An 18,950-nucleotide genomic window follows, 5' to 3' on the forward strand; every position below is an offset into this window, starting at 1 on the left:
ACTGTGCAGGGCCTGAAACCCTCGTACTGACCGATCGGTTCGGTCATCCATGACATATCGTCTCGCGGGCTTCAAGCTGGAAAAAACTGATCCGTTTCCAATTGTCCGTTCTTCACGCGTCCGGACGCCCGCAAAAATCCCGCAGCCGCGCGAGACCCTCTTCGAACCGCTCCCGTTCGATCTCTCCCTGCGCGCTGTCCCCCAGCCGCAGCAGCCAGGACGGGTGGGCAAGCGCCAGACGCTGGACGGCATTTTCGCCCTCTCCCGCCGTCCAGAGCGTTCCGCGTCTCTCTGCCATCGCCCTGCCCGGACCATCCAGCGCCTTCAGCGCCGTAGCCCCCAGCGAGACGATGAGTCTGGGCCGGACCAGCGCAATTTCCTGTTCCAGCCAGGGGCGGCAGGCCGCCACATGCGCCTCATCCGGGCTCTGATGAATGCGGCGCCGCCCCTGAAGACGAAAACGGAAATGCTTGACCGCGTTTGTCAGATACAGCGTGCTGCGCTCGACCCCGACCTTTTCCAGCGCCTCCTGCAACACCTGTCCCGCCGGGCCAACGAAGGGCCGCCCCGCCAGATCCTCCTGATCGCCCGGCTGCTCGCCAACGACCATGATCCGCGCCTCAACCGGCCCCTCCCCGACGACAGCCTGCGTGGCCGCACAGTGCAGCGGACACGCGGTGCAGCTCCGAATTTTCGCAGCCAGATCTTCAGGCGTATGCGAAAGCGGCTGGAGTGGAAGACTGTCACGGGAGCGCAGGCGTTCGTGAAAGGCCGGAGCCGGCAGAGGCACCTGTTCGGCCATCATCCGGACGCGCGCCTCGGCCCCGGCCACAAGCTGCGGGATCAGGCGCGTTTCGGGCAGGTTTTTCCAGTAGCGACCCGGCATCTCACGGCGCATGGCTTTCGTGCGGACGCGGGCGGGATTGAACGTGGAGGCATAATAGGTGTTCCACAAATCCCCAAAGCCGTCATCCAGCTCCGGCTGTTCGCAGGGTTCAAAGGAGTAGGCCAGATCCTTCCCGTCCCAGCAGATGGAACCGCGCGGGGTCAGGATCATCCAGTCCATGTCCGTAAAGCGCTTCGAGAAGAAGGGCGCGATGCGTTCGAGAATATGGTGCTGCGGCTCGAACCAGGCGAGGAACCGCCGACGCCCGCTGCCCTCCCCCCCGACCTGTGCGGGCAGTTCGCGAAAGCGGACGAAGGCCGTCATCTTGTGACAGTCCTGCCGGTTCTGCCGGATCATGATCCGCGCTTTTGCGATATCGGCATCCGTCGCCACATCCAGCAGATGCGGATTGCCCTGAACGCGCCATGCGATCCGGTAAGCGAGCGCGAACCGGCCAGGATCGGAATGGCACAGCATGTCCCGCAGCAGCGCGATGCACGACGCGCGCAATGTCACGCTTTTCAGGACCGGCCCCTCCGTCAGCGCTACCATGCCGTCGCTGTCATTGGTCTGTTGCCCGAACAGATCCGTCTCGCCTCCCCTCATCCGCCAGTCGAGGACCTCGGGCGGAATCGCACGCTGCAAAGCCGCGCGCGCCATCTCCCGCCAAGGCTCGAATACGGCGCTGTCCTCAAGAGTCAGGACGTAGCGCGTCACAAAAGATTCATCTGTTGGGGGGCGGGGCTGAACAGGCTGCGCAGGTCGTGCCGGTCGGTCAGACGGGCGGGACTCCAGCCCGGCGTCTGCACGAAGGGCCGGACCTTGCGGATGGACACGTTCAGCCGCGCCAGATCCTCCAGCCGTACGGCCTGATGCCGCCGCGCCCTGAGAATGGCCGCTACGGCCTTCACCCCCAGCCCCGGCACCCGCAGCAGCATCTCCTTCGGCGCCCGGTTCAGATCCAGCGGAAACAACGCCCGGTTATCCAGCGCCCAGGCCAGCTTGGGGTCCAGCTCCAGATCGAGCATCCCGTCCGCACGCCCGGCCGTCAGTTCCCCGAAAGCAAATCCGTAGAACCGGAACAGCCAGTCCGCCTGATAGAGCCTGTGCTCGCGCTGAAGCGGCGGACTTGTCGCCGGCAGGAGGGCGGATGCATCAGGAATAGGACTGAAAGCGGAATAATAGACGCGCCGCAGCCCGTAAGAGCCGTAAAGATTGGCGCTGCTGGCCAGAACATCCTGATCGGATGCCGCATCAGCCCCCACGATCATCTGCGTGCTCTGCCCCCCCGGCGAAAACCGTTCGGCCCGGCGCCCGGTATGGCTGCGGTCCTTGCCCGCGTCGATCTTCAGCCGCATCTCCCCCATGGCCTGCCGGATACCCCCCGCCTTTTTCTGCGGCGCATACTGCTCCAGCCCGGCCACGGTCGGCATTTCCACATTGATCGACAACCGGTCCGCATAGCGCCCCGCCTCTTCCAGCAGACGCGGCGACGCATCTGGGATGGTCTTGAGATGGATATAGCCCCGGAACCCGTGCTTCAGCCGCAGATCCCGCGCCACCTGCACAAGCTGCTCCATCGTGTGGTCAGACGAGCGGATAATGCCCGAAGACAGGAACAGCCCCTCGATGCAGTTCCGCCGGTAGAATTCCAGCGTGAGCCACACGACTTCCTCGGGTGTAAAGCGCGCGCGCTCCACATTCGAGGACGACCGGTTGATGCAATAGGCACAGTCATAGACGCAGAAATTGGTCAGCAGGATCTTGAGCAGCGACACGCACCGCCCGTCCGGCGTATAGGAATGACAGATCCCGTTTCCCGTGGTGGAGCCAAGCCCCCCGCTCTTTGCGGAATCCCGACGCGTCGAGCCGCTCGACGCGCAGGAGGCATCGTATTTCGCCGCATCAGAGAGAATCGCCAGTCTCTGGGAGAGTGTTTTCTTCATGCTGCGTTCTTATTTCGTTCCAGATGACGGAACGCAAGAGAAACCGTGAAATTAACCTCTTGTTTCCCGGTATTCCGTTATTTTTGAAGGGCTTTTTTTAACGGAACCGATTCAGCTTCCGTTAACCACTCCCCCCTATCCTGAGGTCGCAAACCTGCACCGACGGAGAACAGATTCAATGTCATTGTCCATCAATACGAACACTGCGGCAATGGCCGCACTCCAGAGCCTCAATCAGACGACGGCTGACCTGAACAAGACCGAAAACACGGTCTCTACCGGCAAGTCCGTCAACACGGCGTCCGATAATCCCGCACTGTATTCCATTGCCCAGAACATGACCGCCCAGATCTCGACCCTGTCGGGCGTCTCCACGGGCCTCCAGTTCTCCGCTCAGGTGTTGAACACAGCAACGACGGGTCTGTCGAGCATTTCGAGCGCCCTTCAGTCTCTCGCCACCACCATCGGCACGAACACGACAGGCGTCGACAACTCGACCCTGAACGATGCCATCACCAAGACGCTGGCCTCCATCGACTCCGCCGCTACGGGCGCGAAGTTCCAGGGCGTAAACCTGCTCTCAGGCCAGACAGGCAACGGCACGACCTATACGAGCCTGTCGACCGCCATGGACGCACAGGGCTCCACGTTCACGCAGAACGGCTTCAACGTAACCTCCGCCGGCCTGGGCCTGACGAACCTGAGCATGGACACGGCGGGCATGGATATTGCCCTGGGAAGCACAAATTACACCGGCTCCCAGTCTCTTCAACTGAGCAGCGTACCTGCGGTTGCATCGACAGGAACAGGAACGGCTGCGACCGCCGCCATGGGAACTGCAACGGACCCGCTGGTGAGCTACAACTTCGTCATGGATGAAGCCGGCACGAAGGCCGATGCGCTTACGGCACTCAATTCTGCTGTAGGGGGCGGTACCGGCTTCAGTCTCGATACCAACGGCAAGCTGACAAACAGCACAGCTGGAACCACATCAACCACAGCCTCGGATGGCTCAGTGACGTTTTCTCTGGCCAATGGCAAGAGCGTCGTGGCCTCGAAGGACGGCAATGGCAACGCGGTCTACACCGTTACGACAGGAACGGACGCAAACGGCAATGCAACGGCCAAGACCGTAATCTCCGATGTTGATCTCAGCGGCGCAACGGGCAACGCGACTGCCACAACGACCGGCTCCCCGAGCCAGCTCATGGTCAACAAGACCAACCTGCTCACACAGGCCATGCAGTATCAGGGCTTTGCCGTAAGCCGTGATTCTGACAACCACCTGACGGTTGCCGGTAACAACCTCGACACGTCGAGTGCGGCCTTAACTGCGGCCACTACGGCCAATACCCTTAACAAGGATGCAACACCGCCGGCTATCACAGCCGTCACCGGCGCTGCCGTTGTGAGCGCCGTCGTGCAGTCTGCGATCTCAAGCGTGACGCGCACTGCGGCTTCGATTGGTTATTCCAGCACGACGATTTCCAACCTTCAGACCACGACGTCCAGCCTGTCCGACGCCCTGACAACGGGTGTTGGCGCGCTGACGGATGCCGATCTGGCAGCCGAGAGCGCCAAGCTGACCTCGCTTCAGACGAAGCAGCAGCTCGCTGTTCAGTCGCTGTCGATTGCGAACTCGCAGTCGTCCACCCTGCTCAGCCTCTTCCGCGGCTGATCAGGTTTCTGGAGGGGGCCGGTCATCCGGCCCCCTCCAGATCCCCCCCTGCCACGGCAGGACTGCTCCAGAAGCCTGATGCCTTTCCCGCACAGGCTTTCGAAACAGTCTTTCCCGAAAGGAGTTTGCCTCCGTGACCTATGCAGCCTCACAGTACCAGAAACAGTCCGGAAGCTATCTGTCCTCCCGGGAAGTCGAGGTTATGGCGTTCCGGCACGTCAATACGCTGCTGACGCAGGCGAAAGATCATGAAAAGAAGGTCGCGGCGCTGGCAGCCAATCTGAAGCTGTGGAGCATCCTGTCCCTGAGCGTCGAACGGGTCGATTGCCCCCTTCCGCCCGTGCTGCGCGATGACATTCTCAAGGTCGGGTCGTGGTCCATGCGCTATTCCAATGCGGCCTTCAACGCACCGAAAGACCTGCAGCCCCTCGTCGATGTCAACAACGACATGATCGAAGGTCTGTCCACGGAACCCGCGCCTTATGCCATGACGCCGTCTGCGTCTCAGGCCTATGGCGGGTCGGCCACGAAATCCTCTCTGGAACTCGTCGGCTGAGCGTTTCCGGCGACGGAGCATTTCCCAACTGAAAAAAGGGCGCCGGTTCAGCCAGGCGCCCTTTTTCATGCTCCGAAGCAGAACCATGCGAGGCGGTACCGTGCCTCGCATGTCGTCACAATCTCAGGGAGTAATCGCCAGCCGGTTATCCGCACGGTCGATATCCGGAATGACGTGATCGGGATCGAGCGTCACGGCCTTGAGGCCGTCATGAACCGGCAGCGAAACCACAATGTCGCTGCTCTGGCGCCAGGCTTCCGTCGGAATGCGAAGCTCTTCCGATTTCCCGTCCGCATAATCGGCGCGCAGAACCACCGGCAGTGGGAGCCCCCCGTAATTGCGGACCTGCACGGTCGCAGGCTTTCCGGCGTCATGATGGACGTCTCCGAGCGCATAGTCCGGAGCGGCATTGGTGAAATACCAGCCGCGCCAGAACCAGCCCAGGTCCTCGCCCGCTTCGCTGCTCATCAGCCGGAAGAAATCCGACGGAGACGGGTGTTTAAAAGCCCATTCCGCAATATAGCGCCGGAATGCCGCGTCGAACCGGACCGGTCCGAGGATCTGTTCGCGCAGCAGTTTCAATCCATAAGCGCCTTTGAAATACGTCACGCCATGACGGTATTTCTCCGACACGCCATCGGCGGCCGTCATGAGCACCGGTGCATCCGGATCAGTCAGAACCGGAACGATATCCTGCGCGGGGTTGCCGGTTTTGGGCGCAAATTCAGAATCGCGCTTGGGGGCGAACTCGCCATTATTGAAGTGATCGGATGCATACACATCAATGAATGTGTTGAAGCCCTCATCCATGAAGGCATTGCGGCGTTCATCCGTCCCCACAATCATCGGAAACCAGCCATGGCCCAGCTCATGGGTCGTGATCCAGAACAGTTCCGGGTCCCGGTCGCTCATGCCGTCAAAAACAATGCCGGGATATTCCATGCCCGCGCCATGACCACCCAGATTGATGGCGTTCGGCCAGGGGTATTCAAACCACTTCGACGAGAAATATTCGATGGCGTGTTTGACGTAATCCGTCGAGCGGTCCCAGCCATGCGGCCCGATCCCCTCACGCGGATAGACTGACATCGCAAGCCTCGGCACGGCACGATAGTTCGTCCAGGGCACAACCGGCGGCAGATTGATACGCGCGGCATCCCAAACGAATGCCGGTGAAGCGGCAAACGCCACGTCGCGCGTGTTGCGCATCCCATAATGCCAGGTGACTTCGCCGCTCTGCTTCAGATGGCTTTTCGGATCGGTGATGTCATCGAGCGTGCGGATCATCACGCGCGTGTCGCTCTGCGCGGCCTGCGCAAGGCGGTTCCGCTCAACGGAGGTGAGAACCTGTTCAGGATTGAGAAGCGCGCCGGAGCCTACCAGCGTGTAGTTCCACGGCACCGTCACGCTATAGTCGAAACTGCCATATTCCAGAAAGAACTCCTGCCCCAGATAAGGCAGCGTGTTCCAGCCACGACGGTCATCATAAACGCTCAGACGCGGATACCACTGCGCCACTTCATAAATATCGCCTTCGCGGGTCGGCGTGACGGCAGTGCGACCGCCCCAGGGGCCCGGCAGCGTGTAGTGCCAGTCGATCTTCACGAACGCCACGCCATGCGGGTCAATCGTACGGGGAAGCGTGAGCTGCATCCGCGTATCGGAAATCAGCGGCGTCACATCCACGTCCCGACCACCCTGCACGACCGAGACATGCTCGATCACCATGCCGTCGGTGTGGTTGCCCGTCATCATGTGACTGCCCGGAATCGCCCCGACCTCACCCCGTGTATCGGCGCGATAGATGTTCTGGTCGAGCTGGAGCCACAGAACGTCCAGCGCCTCGGGGCTGTTGTTGCTGTAGGTCACGGTTTCGGAGCCGTGCAGGACATGCGCCTGCGTGTCGATCCGCGAATGGATCACGTAATCCGTACGGTTCTGCCAGTATTGCGGGCCCGGAAGCCCCGACCCCGAGCGATAGACGTTCGGAGCGTCGGGAAGGGTCAGGGGTGCGAAGACGGTGGCCGGGTCAGCGAGAGTTTTCGCAAAAGTGGTCGCAGGCAACAGGGCGGCGGGAGCGAGTACGCCTCCCAGCAGGGGAAGCAGAAAAAGGCGCACAGACATCCGGGGCAGGCCCTCCGTTGGGTAAGTTCGATGTTACCCCGTTATAATGTCGCCAAGCGCTCCCAGATAGGATGCCAGTTCAACTTTCAGCGGCATCAGATAGGCATTGTCGTTTTTTGCTGTCACGACAGCCAGCATCCGGCGCGCGAAAGCGATGTTGCCGTCGAGCGTCCCGTCGTAATCGCGCGGGAAGATCACATGGTTCATGCGCTCCCAGTACCGGCGCGACTTGTCGCCCAGAACCGGGGAGATGCCCCAGAACACCGTGTCGTCCCGCAGCCAGTCCATGCAGTATTCGAGCATCGGAATGTCGAAAAGCGGCTGGGTAAAAAAGCCACAGGCCCCGGCATCGCGTTTGCGGGCGATCTCCTCGAGCTCCTGATACGGCGCGCGGCGATAGGGGTCGAACACCGCATAAACCTTCAGATGCGGGGCCTCGCGACGATAACGTTCGATGATCTGCGCAGACGTGTTGGGATAGACCACCCGGTCGCTGCCGGCTGGCGGCGGATCTCCGGCGACGACCAGAATGGAGGTCAGCTCCGGCCGGTCCGCACCCGGCAGCGGCGCATTCGGGGCGATATCGGTCGCACGGACATGCGCGATCACCTCAAACGGCGCCTGTTTCACAATCAGCGATGCGGCGTCATGGCTGCGCAGGTCAAAGCGTATCAGGTCCGGGACGTTCAGCGTGCTGACCTGCGGCAGGATATCCCGCACGGTCTGCACATCCGCCATCAGGGATTCGGGCGTGCGCGGAACCAGTTCAACAGAAACGCGCGTCATGAGGAGGCATCCGCAGAGGTTGCGGAGGATGTAGCGCGGGCGGCCTGAAGCGTATTGTGCAGCAGGCAGGCAATCGTCATCGGCCCAACGCCACCCGGAACCGGCGTGATGTGCCCGGCAACCGGAAGCGCTTCGTCAAACACCACGTCCCCAACCAGGCGCGTCTTGCCGTTTTCCGCTGCAACGCGGGTGATGCCAACGTCAATCACGGTCGCCCCCGGCTTGATCCAGTCCCCGCGAACCAGACCACTCTTACCGGTCGCAACGACCAGAATGTCCGCCTCGCGCGCCAGCTCCTTCGTGTTGCGCGTATGGATATGCGCCACCGTGACCGTGCAGTTCTCCTTGAGCAGAAGCTGCGCCATCGGCTTGCCGACGAGATTGGACGCGCCGATCACCACAGCATGCTTGCCGGTCATGTCCTTGTGGACGGACTGAAGCAGCATCAGACAGCCCAGCGGCGTGCAGGGCACAATCCCATCGATCCCGAGCGACAGACGTCCCGCATTGACTTCGCCCAGACCGTCCACATCCTTGTGCGGCGCAATGGCGTTCGTCACCACAACCGGGTCGATCTGTGCCGGCAGGGGAAGCTGCACCAGAATGCCGTGAATTTTCGGATTGGTGTTGAGCTGCGCAATCAGGTCCAGCAGTTCGTCCTGCGACGTGCTCTGCGGAAGCATGTGCATGAAGGAACGCATCCCCACGCGATGGGTCTGGATCGCCTTGTTCTTCACATAGACTTCCGACGCCGGATCGTTGCCCACCAGCACCACGGCGAGGCCGGGGATCGTATTGCCCTGCTCGACGAACTTCGCCACTTCACGCCCCACCTGATCGGTCAGGGCACGGGCGATGGCCTTGCCGTCGATGATCCTGGAGGCCAGTTCGGACTGCTTCTCGGGGGACAACGTGCTCATGGGCTCTCCGGATGACAACAGGCGGTCGTTTCAGTTACGCTGGCAAACAGGCCGTAACGGCTGCAGGAACTGAGGATGGTCTCGTGACCGACGAAATACGCAAGAACTTCGCCAGTGACAATGTTTCTCCCGCATGTCCCGCCGTTATGGACGCCATGATGCGCGCCAATGCGGGCAACGTCGGCTCTTATGGCGACGATGCGCTGAGCCGGTCCCTGAATGCCCGGTTCGGCGCGGTTTTTGAAACGGACGTCGCGGCCTTCCCGGTCGTGACGGGCACGGCGGCCAACAGTCTGGCGCTGTCCTCGCTGGTAGCACCCTACGGCGCGGTTCTGTGTGACCAGAGCGCGCATATCAGCAACGACGAGGGGGGCGCCCCCGAATTCTTCATGCATGGCGCCAAACTCGTCACGCTCCCCTCCGCCGACGGCCGCATGGACGCCGAAGCCCTGCGCACGGGCCTGCGGGTCAATGCGCAGGGCGGAATTCTCAAACCCCCCATCCACGCCCTGTCGCTGACGCAGGCCACGGAATGGGGCACGGTCTATGCGCTGAAAGACCTCGCGGATCTCTGTGCGATCGCCCATGACCACGACATCCCCGTCCATCTGGACGGCTCGCGACTGAGCAATGCCATTGCCCATCTGGGCTGCACGCCAGCAGAGGCGACATGGAAAGCCGGGGTGGATGTCCTGTCGTTCGGCGGTACGAAATGCGGGGCCATGGCAGCGGAAGCGGTCGTGTTCTTCGTCAATGACCGCACGCGCCCGGTCCTGAAGGATTTCGAGCGTCGCATCAAACGCAGCGGGCATCTGTGGTCCAAGGCCCGCTTCCTGAGCGCGCAGCTTCTGGCGCTGCTGGAAGACGGGCTGTGGCTGAAAAACAGCGCCCATGCCAACGCCATGGCCCAGCGCATCGTCGAAGGTCTGCGCCGTCACGCGGGTGCACAGCTTCCGTTCGAGACGCAGGGCAACGAAGTGTTCGTCATCCTGCCGGACCGGCTGGTCGAGGAGCTTGAGGCGGCGGGATACGGATTTTATCGCTGGCCCACGCCGGAAGGCGTCTCGGGCACGCTCATCCGCCTCGTGCCGAGTTTTCACACACGCATCGAAGACGTCGATGCGCTGCTGGCCGAAATCTCTGCCTGAATGATCAGCCTGTTCGACCTGTTCAAGATCGGCATCGGGCCGTCCTCGTCCCATACCGTCGGCCCCATGCGCGCGGCCACCCGCTTTGCCGAGAGCCTGAACGACACGCCGGACGTGGCGCGACTGCGCGTGACGCTCTATGGCTCGCTCGCCTGGACAGCCCGGGGCCATGCCACGGACCGCGCGGTCATTCTCGGACTGGCGGGAGAAAAGCCCGACACGATGGACCCGGCGCTCGCAGACGGCATCGTGCAGTCCGTGACGCAGGCGCATCTGATCCCGCTCAACGGCCACCCCACGCCGTTCAACCCGGACACGGACATCGTTCTCGACACGAAGACCGTCCCGCCGGTCCATCCCAACACGCTCCAGTTCGAAGCATTCGATTCCACAGACACCCTGCTCGCCTGCGCGCGCTTCTGTTCGGTCGGCGGCGGCTTCATCGTACCGGAACAGGTCACCGAAACCGCGACCTACGCCCAGCCCGACATGCCGTATGACTTCACCAGCGGCACGGAGCTTCTGGAGCGCACGCAAAACACAGGGCTCGATATCGCAGGCGTCGTTCTGGCGAACGAAAGCGTGCTGCGACCCTGCGCCGAGGTCGAAGCCTATCTGGACCGGATCGTCTCCGTGATGATGGACTGCGTGGACGCCGGGCTGCACCGCTCCGGCACGCTGCCGGGACGGCTGAACGTCCGCCGACGGGCCGCCGCACTCTACGAACGGCTCAAGGACCAGAGCCGCAGCAACCAGCCCTCCGCGCACGGCATCATGGACTGGATCAGCCTGTTCGCCATTGCGGTGAACGAGGAAAATGCTGCCGGAGGGCGCGTCGTCACAGCCCCCACCAATGGCGCCTCGGGCGTGATCCCGGCCGTGCTGCGCTATTACCGGGAGTTCTGCCCCGAATACTCGCTCGACGGACAGCGCCGGTTTCTGCTGACGGCCGCGGCTATCGGCGGACTGTTCAAGCTCAATGCGTCGATTTCAGGCGCGGAAGTCGGCTGTCAGGGAGAAGTCGGCGTCGCGTCTTCGATGGCGGCGGCCGGGCTGGCGGCGGCTCTGGGCGCCACGCCACTTCAGGTGGAAAATGCCGCAGAAATCGGCATGGAACATCACCTTGGCATGACCTGCGACCCGGTGGCCGGGCTGGTGCAGATCCCGTGCATCGAGCGCAATGCGTTCGGCGCGATCAAGGCCATCAATGCGGCCTCCCTCGCCATGCACGGCGACGGTGCGCATCACGTCTCGCTCGATCAGGTCATCCGCACGATGGCCGAGACGGGACGCGACATGAACCACCGCTACAAGGAAACGTCGCTCGGCGGTCTGGCCGTCAATTTCCCCGAATGCTGAAAAGCCTCACGCTGCGGCCATGAACTCCGCAATGGCGTCCGCGGCGCGTTGCGATCCCCCCAGAAGCGGGGTGCCGAAGGTTTCCTGAAACAGACTTTCCTGCGCCGGACGATACGCCGCATGACGCTCCCGCGCGCGGGCAATGGCAGGCATGAGATCGTCCAGATCCTCCACCACTTCGCCCAGCGTCCAGTGCAGAAAATACGGATCATCCCGCCAGGGCAGTTTGCGCGGATTGAGGAAAACGCAGGGGCGCGGAATGCCGAGGAACTCGTAAACCTGACTGCTGACATCGCCAATATAGAGCGCGGCCTGAGACGTGTAGGTCATGTCCAGCATGGCGGACGACCCGGTATCGACCATCACTTCGGGGCTACGCTGCCGCTTGAGCTGACGCTCGCGAATACCAAACCCCTTGTGGAAGGTCTTGATATGCGGCGCCACAACCAGATTGTAATCGCTCTCCCCGGTCTCGCTCTGGGCCTTGAACCCCCGGATCAGCGGCATCATCCAGCCTGACGCCGATGTCAGCTTGCGCTGGTAATGCGGATTATACAGTGCAAAAGGGCGACCATTGCCAAACGAGATCGTCTTCTCGCGCTGTACGGCCTCGAACACATCGAATTTCGGATACCCCACAACCCGCGTGGTTTCCTGTTTCAGAAGGCCCTTGTCCTGAAAATAGCTCTCGACCTTGGGGCCGGGAACGAGCGTCAGATCAAAATCCCGCACGAGATGTTCGTCATTGACGTAGCGGTCCCCGGCACCATGCATCAGCAGGATGAGTTTCGGGCCGCAAAGCCCCATCTCCCTGAGCACACCGGCCGTATATTCCGTCGCCACCACCGCATCATACTGGTTCAGCTCGGCGATGTTCTCCCGCAGCACCACCAGCCGCTCCTGATCGAGGCGTCTTGCGCGCTTCAGTAGACGGGCTTTCAGCGATTTCGGAAAAGCCTTCAGCGGCAGGTCAGGCACGTCCAGCGCACGGCGGATGCGGGCGAGATGCTTCACCGTCTCGGGAAAACTGTAATATTCCACCACATCATGACCGGGGATCGCAGCCAGTGCACTGGCGACGGACGCCGTATGATAGCACTGGTAGGGCTCGGCAATATAAATGAAGGCGATTTTCATGACTGATCAGATGCGTCCTGCCTGAAAAACAGGCCGGAAACCTGCGCTTTTCGGGATGGGGCCTTCAGGAGAAGACGGGTCGCCGCAAGATCCCGTCCGCAGAAATCCTGACACCGAAATACGTAACATTTTCTTCATAATCCCTGACCTTTTCGTGTCAAGAAACCTTCTCAAAATGCTACAATTCGTTACTGGCATAGACACTCTGGCGGCTTTGTGGTCAGTAAGGCCCGCATGTCCGGCGAACGCTCCGTTTTCAAATCCATTTTCAAAAATGTCAGTGTTCTCACCCTCGGTCGCATCGCCAATGCGCTGTGCAGCTTCATCTATATCGCCGTGGCCGTCCGTGCTCTGGGACTGTCCGATTTCGGACTGCTGATCCTGATCCATTCTCTGGCCTCGACCGGCTCCGTCCTGTCGCGGATGCAGTCCTGGCAGACGCTGATCCGCTTCGGCAGCGACAGCTTCAGCAGCAATGATACGGACCTCCTGCACCGGGTCGTCCATTTCTGCATCCGTCTCGACACGCTTTCGGCGGCCTTCGCCATCGCTTTCGGCCTCGTGGGCGTGCAGATCTACGGCCACACCGCAAACTGGTCCGCGCATGTGCGGTTTCTGGCCGATCTGTATGTCTGCGTCAGCCCGCTGATGTATTCAGGCTGGGCGAACGGAATCCTGCGGATGGCAGGGAAATTCCATCTCGTCCCGATCATCGACAGCTGTGCCGCCATCGCCAAGACATTCGGCGTGCTGCTGGGCTATATCCTGCATCTGAAGCTCGGATATTTCCTGTTCGTCTGGGCCATGACGATCGTCATCGACTACGGCTTTTACATTTATTATGCGCTGGACATCCTGCACCGGAAATTCCGCTTCCGGTATTTCCGGGCGTTCCGGCACTGGCGCTGGCAGATCCCGGGCATGTGGCAGTTCACACGCGCGGCCAGCATCAACCAGACGCTGGGCAACATCTCGGGCCATGTGGCAACGCTGGTTGTCGGAACGGGCCTCGGACCGGCGGAAGCGGCCGTTTTCCGCGTCTGCCGCCAGATCGCGGACGGGATCGTCACCCCGGCGCAGCTCATCTCCCCCGTCCTCTATCCCGAACTGGTCCGGATGCGGGACCGGCAGGACTGGCGCGGCCTCAAGCGTGTGACCTGGAAAATGTTCGGCGTTCTGGGCGGCCTTTCAATCGTCCTTCTGCTGCTGTCCGCCTTCTTCGGATCGACGATCTTCCGCTTCCTGCTGCATGTCCATGTGCATCACACGTCGCTCTATATTTCCATCATGCTGCTGGCGGCGGTGTTCAGCCTGCTGGTCATCCCGCTTGAGCCGCTGCTGATCGTCGTGGGGCATGTGAAGTTCCTCATGAAGAACCGCACCGCCGTCATGGCGATCTATTTCCCGGCGCTCTATGTTCTGACGCGGCATTTTGGTCTCGCAGGAGCCTGCCTGTCGACGGCGGCGTGCAATGCGACGATCCTGCTGTCGCAGATGCTGGGTGTCTGGTTCTTTTACGATCGGATCGGCAAGGCGGAGCGCTGACCCCGCATCAGTGCAGAAGATGTGTGGCGTAGGAAGAATGATGGAACACGGCATACCCTGTCACCGCCATTTCCACAAAGACCAGCTCCAGAACGAGCAGGACCTTTTTGCGAGTTGAAAGCCCTCTGAAACGGGTCTTGATCTTCGCATCGTCTCCAGTCGCGGCCCATGCAATGGCGGCAAACCAGCCTGCAAACGTGAAGGCAAACGCCAGATTTACCACAAACGCCTCGCGCCAATGAACCTTGCGGGTACAGAGGGCAATGATCGTTGGGAGAAAAGTCAGCGCCAGCAAAGCCAGCGCTCCACCGACAAACTTCATGACAGTAATCAGGTGCACGACAACACGGTCCCGAACGGGTGAAAGCCCGACAGTATTTCGGATCCGATACGAAAACAAACATAAAAAAGGCGGGAAGGTCTGACCCTTCCCGCCTTTTCTGGTTTTGGCGTGCCCCTTACTGGGCGTCGTCGGAGCTGTCGTCATCCGAACCGGTCGGGGAGACGGCCACGAAAAGCTGCTGCCCGTCGCGCAGGATCCGCAGAAGCGGCGGCTGCTTGCGACCCAGAGCATCATGCACCTGCGCCACGACAGCCTTGGGCGACGGCGTGACGTGATTGCCAACCGCCACGACAATATCGCCCGGACGGATCCCGGCCTGATCGGCAGGCGAGCCCTGCACCACATCAGCCACGACCGCACCCTGCACACTGTCATCCAGACCCAGTTCCTGACGCGCGCGCGGCGTCAGGGAGGCCAGCGACACGCCCAGCTTGCCCGCACCCGCCTGTGCGCTGTCGGCGGCATCGCCGGAAGCATGATCCTGCGCGGACAGGTTACCGACCGTGAAGTTCACCGTCATCGGCTTGCTGTCACGCAGCAGGCCCAGCGTCGCGGCGGTACCCGGCGCGATGGACACAACCTTCACCGCCAGATCATGGCCATTCTTGATCGGTTTGCCGTTCAGCGTGGTGACGACATCGCCGCTCTTGATGCCGGCCTTCTCGGCGGGGCTGCCCTTGGAGACGGACGCCACCAGAGTTCCGCGCGGCGGGGCACCCGGCTCGGGGGACTGGAGGTTCAGCGCCTGCGCCATCGTGGGCGAGATGTCCTGCCCCTCGATGCCGAGATAGCCGCGCGTGACATGGCCGGTCTTTTCAAGCTGGCTCACGACGGATCTGACGGTGTCGGACGGGATGGCGAAACCAATACCGATCGAACCGCCCCCATTGGGCGAGATGATCATGGAATTGATGCCCACGACCTTGCCGTCCTGCGTGAACAGCGGACCACCGGAGTTGCCATGATTGATCGGCGCATCGACCTGGATAAAGTCGTTATAGGCGCCCGAATGCAGGTCACGCCCCAGTGCCGAGACGATACCCGCTGTCACCGTACCCCCCAGACCATAGGGATTGCCCACGGCAATGACCCATTCACCCGGCTGGACCTCGTCGGAATCCCCCAGTTCGATGAACGGCAGCTTGCCGGTCGGCTTGACGCGCAGAAGGGCAACGTCCGTCTTCGGGTCGCGTCCGATGATCTTGGCCGGCAGCGTCGTGCCGTCATCGAGCGTGACCGTTACCTTGGTCGCGCCGTTCACGACGTGGTTGTTCGTCACGACATAGCCGTCAGACGAGATGATGAACCCCGAGCCGCGGGCTTCGACCGTGCGGTTGGGCTGCTGCTGCTGCGGCATCATCTGGAACGGGAAGGGAAACGGGAACGGCGAACCCTGGCCCATGCCACCGCCACCGCCGCCCGGACCATTTTCTTCTTCTTCCGCCACGTCCGCCTTGATGTGGGACGTGATGGACACGACAGCCGGCTTCACCTGCTTGACGAGCGTGACGAAATTGGGGAGCGCCTGAACGCCCGTCTGGGGCTTGATGGCGCCACTGGGTGCGACGGCTGCGGGTGCCGTGTCCGCGAAAGCGAACGGGGCCGCGACCAGCATGGTGGTTGCAGCGAGAGCGGACAGGGACGTGCGAAAGCGTGTGGTCATATCAATCCCGACTTGTTGCAAAAACATCGTGGCTTATAGCGTTGAACTATGAACCCCGTTCCCGTTCCACAAGCTGGCCGCAGGGTGAAACATCCGTAAGTTCGTGACGGACTGTGAATTCAGCCTTCCACCGCATCATTCTGCGATGGGTTTGCGGAGTTTGCGGAAAAAGTCTTTCAGAAGCCCGGACGCCTCGCGTTCACACACGCCGCCGATGACCTCGGGGCGGTGCAGACAGGACGGGCGCTCGAAAATGCGCGGCCCATGCTCCACGCCCCCGCCTTTGGGATCATAGGCCCCGAACACGACCCGCCCGATCCGGAAATGCACGATCGCCGCCGCACACATCGGACACGGCTCCAGCGTCACAACCAGCGTGCAATCCGTCAGACGCGGATTTTGCAGACACGCGGCCGCCTCGCGCATCGCCAGAAGCTCGGCATGGGCAGACGCATCATGCGCGCCCTCCACATGATTGCGCGCCACCGCCAGAACACGTCCGTCAGGTGCCAGCACAACCGCACCCACCGGCACTTCCCCGCACGACGACGCCTCCCGCGCAGCCTGCAACGCGGTCTGCATCGCCGGGCCGATATCCGTCTGAATCCTTGTCTGATCCTGAATCATGATGCGATGATGCGGCGCATGACCCTCCCCCGTCCATCCCCTTCGCATCGCGCGCCGCTGATCGGTCTGACGCTGGATCATGAACCCGGCGGCCTAGGGCAGTTCTCGCGCTACCCCTTCCATGCCTTGCGGGAAAACTACCTGACAGCCGTCAGCGATGCGGGTGGGATTCCGGTCTGTCTGGGTTACGGCTGCGACGCCGAAGCCCTGATGGCGCGGCTGGACGGCCTGATCGTCACGGGCGGCGCATTCGACGTCGATCCCGCGCTGTATGGCGAGGCGCCCCATCCGCTGACCAGCCCGCGCCCCTCCCGCACCGCCGCCGAACTGGCCCTGCTGCGGGCCGCACTGGCACAGGGCAAGCCGGTTCTGGGCATCTGCGGCGGAATGCAGCTTCTGGCCGTGGAAGCCGGCGGCACGCTGATCCAGCACCTGCCCGAAAGCCTGCAACACGAACAGCCCAACCCCCGCCACGAACCCGGCCATGCGATCGACATCGTCTCTGGCACGAAACTCGCGCAGATCGTGGGGGTGAACCGCATGAGCGTGAACTCCTCGCATCATCAGGCCGTGCGCGACCCCGGACGGGCCAAAATCTGCGCTTATGCGCCGGATGGCACCATCGAGGCGATCGAGCTTGATGGCCCCGGTTTCGCCCTTGGCGTACAGTGGCACCCCGAATTCTCCCTCGACCCCGGCGACCGTCGCCTGTATGCGGCGCTTGTGGAGACTGCACGATGACCGACGACAACACCGAAAACACCGCCCCCGAGATGCCCGAGACCGAGATGCACGAGATCACCGGCTCCGAACCGGAAACGGCCGCCCCGAAAGGCGAACGCATCGCCAAGGCGCTGGCCCGCGCCGGCGTGGCGAGCCGCCGCGATATCGAGCGCATGATCGAAGACGGACGCATCAAGCTGGGCGGGCAGATCGTCACGCATCCGGCGACTTTCGTGCAGCCGGGCGACATCATGCTGGTGGACGGCAAACCCGTGGACTCCCCCGAGCGCACGCGCCTGTGGCGGTATCACAAGCCCGACGGCCTGATGACGACCCACAAGGATCCGGAAGGCCGCAAAACCGTGTTCGACACGCTGCCCGAAGGCCTGCCGCGCGTCATCAGTGTCGGGCGCCTCGACATCAATTCCGAAGGTCTGCTGCTGCTGACCAATGACGGCGAACTGGCCCGCCGCCTCGAACTTCCGGGCAATGCCTGGGTCCGCCGCTACCGCGTGCGCGTGTTCGGCGTCGTGGACGAAAAGCGTCTGGCCTCGCTGGTCAACGGTTTCGAGTATGAGGGCGTCCGCTACGGCTCCATCGAAGCGGCGCTGGACTCGAAAAAAGGCGACAACGCCTGGCTCACGGTCAGTCTGCGCGAAGGCAAGAACCGCGAAATCCGGCGCGTCATGGAAGGTCTGAACCTGCATGTCAGCCGCCTGATCCGCCTGTCCTACGGCCCGTTCCAGCTCGGCTCACTCAAGGCGCGCGAACTGGAAGAAGTCCCCGGCAAGACCCTGCGCGAACAGATGCCGGACCTCCCCGCCCCGAAGCGTCAGCGGACACGCTGATTCATGCGGATCGTTGGAGGAGACAACAAGGGCCGCGCCCTGACCGCGCCGTCTGGAACCAGCACACGCCCCACATCGGACCGCACGCGGCAGGCGATTTTCGACATGCTCGCCCATGCGCCGTGGTACGGGCAGGAGGAGCTGGAAAAGGCCCTCGTGCTGGACTGCTACGCCGGAACGGGCGCACTGGGGCTCGAAGCCCTCTCCCGCGGCGCGGAAAAAGCCGCGTTCATCGAACGCGACCGCAGCGCACTCGCGGCCCTGCGGATCAATCTGGACATCTGCAAAGCCCGGGACCGTTCCCGTGTGCTGAGTTGCAGCGTCACGCATCCGCCCAAGGCGCAGGAACCCTACACGCTGGTTTTCCTTGACCCGCCCTATGGCAAGGGACTTGTCGAATCGGGTCTGCGGGCGCTTGCGCGGAACGGCTGGCTGGCGCAGGGCGCGCTGATCGTGGCCGAAACGGGCGCCACGGAAGAATTTACGCCCATCATGCCACCTTCCGAACACTTTATGCCCACACTCACGCCAGAAATCCTCTGTGAACGCCGTTTTGGCGCGGCAAAGGTGACGATCTGGAAGCATTCCTCCACTTTTCCTTAATTTTCCCTCTGTATTCAGTACCCTGTCGGCTATAGTTCAGAGTGAATTTTACAAGCCG

General features: G+C 62.2%; 17 protein-coding genes. 8 read left to right on the forward strand and 9 right to left on the reverse strand.

Going from position 1 to position 18,950, the window contains the following annotated elements; translation table 11 throughout:
• Nucleotides 1-112: 112 nt before the first annotated feature.
• Both GAL01_RS05780 and GAL01_RS05785 read right to left on the reverse strand, forming a co-directional pair.
• On the reverse strand, nucleotides 113-1,603 hold the full coding sequence (locus tag GAL01_RS05780) for a UdgX family uracil-DNA binding protein (protein WP_082790717.1): 1,491 nt from the start codon (nucleotides 1,601-1,603) through the stop codon (nucleotides 113-115).
• The gene (locus GAL01_RS05785) at nucleotides 1,600-2,832 is read right to left on the reverse strand and encodes a putative DNA modification/repair radical SAM protein (protein WP_062029971.1); all 1,233 of its coding nucleotides are present in this window, start codon (nucleotides 2,830-2,832) and stop codon (nucleotides 1,600-1,602) included. The genes GAL01_RS05780 and GAL01_RS05785 overlap by 4 nt, the downstream gene beginning before the upstream one ends.
• A 178-nt stretch (nucleotides 2,833-3,010) precedes the next feature.
• On the opposite strand from GAL01_RS05785, the gene GAL01_RS05790 reads away from it, so the two are divergent.
• Together GAL01_RS05790 and GAL01_RS05795 are read left to right on the forward strand one after the other, a co-directional pair.
• A complete protein-coding gene (locus GAL01_RS05790; protein ID WP_062029970.1) occupies nucleotides 3,011-4,510 on the forward strand; it encodes a flagellin in 1,500 nt (499 codons plus the stop codon).
• Nucleotides 4,511-4,643: 133 nt separating this feature from the next.
• The gene (locus tag GAL01_RS05795; RefSeq protein WP_062029968.1) at nucleotides 4,644-5,066 is read left to right on the forward strand and encodes a flagellar biosynthesis regulator FlaF; all 423 of its coding nucleotides are present in this window, start codon (nucleotides 4,644-4,646) and stop codon (nucleotides 5,064-5,066) included.
• Nucleotides 5,067-5,189: 123 nt separating this feature from the next.
• Here the strand turns inward: GAL01_RS05795 and GAL01_RS05800 are convergent, their stop codons facing one another.
• From GAL01_RS05800 to folD, 3 genes are read right to left on the reverse strand one after another with little or no spacing between them, the layout of a single operon-like run.
• Nucleotides 5,190-7,190 (reverse strand): M1 family metallopeptidase, encoded by a 2,001-nt coding sequence (locus GAL01_RS05800; protein ID WP_062029966.1) that lies wholly within the window; start codon nucleotides 7,188-7,190, stop codon nucleotides 5,190-5,192.
• A 33-nt stretch (nucleotides 7,191-7,223) separates the two neighbouring features.
• The gene (locus tag GAL01_RS05805) at nucleotides 7,224-7,976 is read right to left on the reverse strand and encodes a hypothetical protein (protein ID WP_062029961.1); all 753 of its coding nucleotides are present in this window, start codon (nucleotides 7,974-7,976) and stop codon (nucleotides 7,224-7,226) included.
• Nucleotides 7,973-8,896 carry a bifunctional methylenetetrahydrofolate dehydrogenase/methenyltetrahydrofolate cyclohydrolase FolD gene (gene folD, locus GAL01_RS05810; protein ID WP_062029959.1) on the reverse strand — a complete coding sequence of 308 codons (924 nt, stop codon included), beginning with the start codon at nucleotides 8,894-8,896 and terminating at the stop codon, nucleotides 7,973-7,975. The genes GAL01_RS05805 and folD overlap by 4 nt, the downstream gene beginning before the upstream one ends.
• 83 nt (nucleotides 8,897-8,979) lie before the next feature.
• Between folD and GAL01_RS05815 the strand changes: the two genes are divergently transcribed.
• On the forward strand, nucleotides 8,980-10,044 hold the full coding sequence (locus GAL01_RS05815) for a threonine aldolase family protein (protein ID WP_062030059.1): 1,065 nt from the start codon (nucleotides 8,980-8,982) through the stop codon (nucleotides 10,042-10,044).
• Nucleotides 10,045-11,403 carry an L-serine ammonia-lyase gene (locus tag GAL01_RS05820; protein WP_062029956.1) on the forward strand — a complete coding sequence of 453 codons (1,359 nt, stop codon included), beginning with the start codon at nucleotides 10,045-10,047 and terminating at the stop codon, nucleotides 11,401-11,403.
• 6 nt (nucleotides 11,404-11,409) lie between these two features.
• Here the strand turns inward: GAL01_RS05820 and GAL01_RS05825 are convergent, their stop codons facing one another.
• Entirely contained in the window at nucleotides 11,410-12,540 is a 1,131-nt protein-coding gene (locus GAL01_RS05825) for a CDP-glycerol glycerophosphotransferase family protein (protein WP_062029954.1), read from the reverse strand.
• Between the two features lie 234 nt (nucleotides 12,541-12,774).
• Here GAL01_RS05825 and GAL01_RS05830 point away from each other — a divergent pair, with 234 nt between their 5' ends.
• Nucleotides 12,775-14,085, forward strand: coding sequence for a lipopolysaccharide biosynthesis protein (locus tag GAL01_RS05830; RefSeq protein ID WP_062029952.1), 1,311 nt, complete (start codon nucleotides 12,775-12,777; stop codon nucleotides 14,083-14,085).
• A 7-nt stretch (nucleotides 14,086-14,092) separates the two neighbouring features.
• Here GAL01_RS05830 and GAL01_RS15650 read toward each other — a convergent pair whose 3' ends face one another.
• The 3 genes from GAL01_RS15650 to GAL01_RS05845 all read right to left on the reverse strand — a co-directional run bounded on the left by GAL01_RS15650 (nucleotide 14,093) and on the right by GAL01_RS05845 (nucleotide 16,718).
• Nucleotides 14,093-14,407: a superinfection immunity protein gene (locus GAL01_RS15650; protein WP_062029950.1), complete on the reverse strand. Its 315-nt coding sequence runs from the start codon at nucleotides 14,405-14,407 to the stop codon at nucleotides 14,093-14,095.
• Between the two features lie 136 nt (nucleotides 14,408-14,543).
• Nucleotides 14,544-16,091 (reverse strand): Do family serine endopeptidase, encoded by a 1,548-nt coding sequence (locus GAL01_RS05840; RefSeq protein WP_062029948.1) that lies wholly within the window; start codon nucleotides 16,089-16,091, stop codon nucleotides 14,544-14,546.
• Between the two features lie 135 nt (nucleotides 16,092-16,226).
• Entirely contained in the window at nucleotides 16,227-16,718 is a 492-nt protein-coding gene (locus GAL01_RS05845) for a nucleoside deaminase (RefSeq protein WP_174694451.1), read from the reverse strand.
• Between the two features lie 6 nt (nucleotides 16,719-16,724).
• On the opposite strand from GAL01_RS05845, the gene GAL01_RS05850 reads away from it, so the two are divergent.
• From GAL01_RS05850 to rsmD, 3 genes are read left to right on the forward strand one after another with little or no spacing between them, the layout of a single operon-like run.
• Entirely contained in the window at nucleotides 16,725-17,459 is a 735-nt protein-coding gene (locus tag GAL01_RS05850; protein ID WP_062029946.1) for a gamma-glutamyl-gamma-aminobutyrate hydrolase family protein, read from the forward strand.
• Between the two features lie 47 nt (nucleotides 17,460-17,506).
• Nucleotides 17,507-18,289 carry a pseudouridine synthase gene (locus GAL01_RS05855; protein ID WP_062030055.1) on the forward strand — a complete coding sequence of 261 codons (783 nt, stop codon included), beginning with the start codon at nucleotides 17,507-17,509 and terminating at the stop codon, nucleotides 18,287-18,289.
• Between the two features lie 3 nt (nucleotides 18,290-18,292).
• A complete protein-coding gene (gene rsmD / locus GAL01_RS05860) occupies nucleotides 18,293-18,892 on the forward strand; it encodes a 16S rRNA (guanine(966)-N(2))-methyltransferase RsmD (RefSeq protein WP_062029944.1) in 600 nt (199 codons plus the stop codon).
• The last annotated feature ends 58 nt before the right edge of the window (nucleotides 18,893-18,950 follow it).

This window comes from Gluconobacter albidus, from assembly GCF_002723915.1.
Taxonomy (GTDB): Bacteria; Pseudomonadota; Alphaproteobacteria; order Acetobacterales; family Acetobacteraceae; genus Gluconobacter; species Gluconobacter albidus.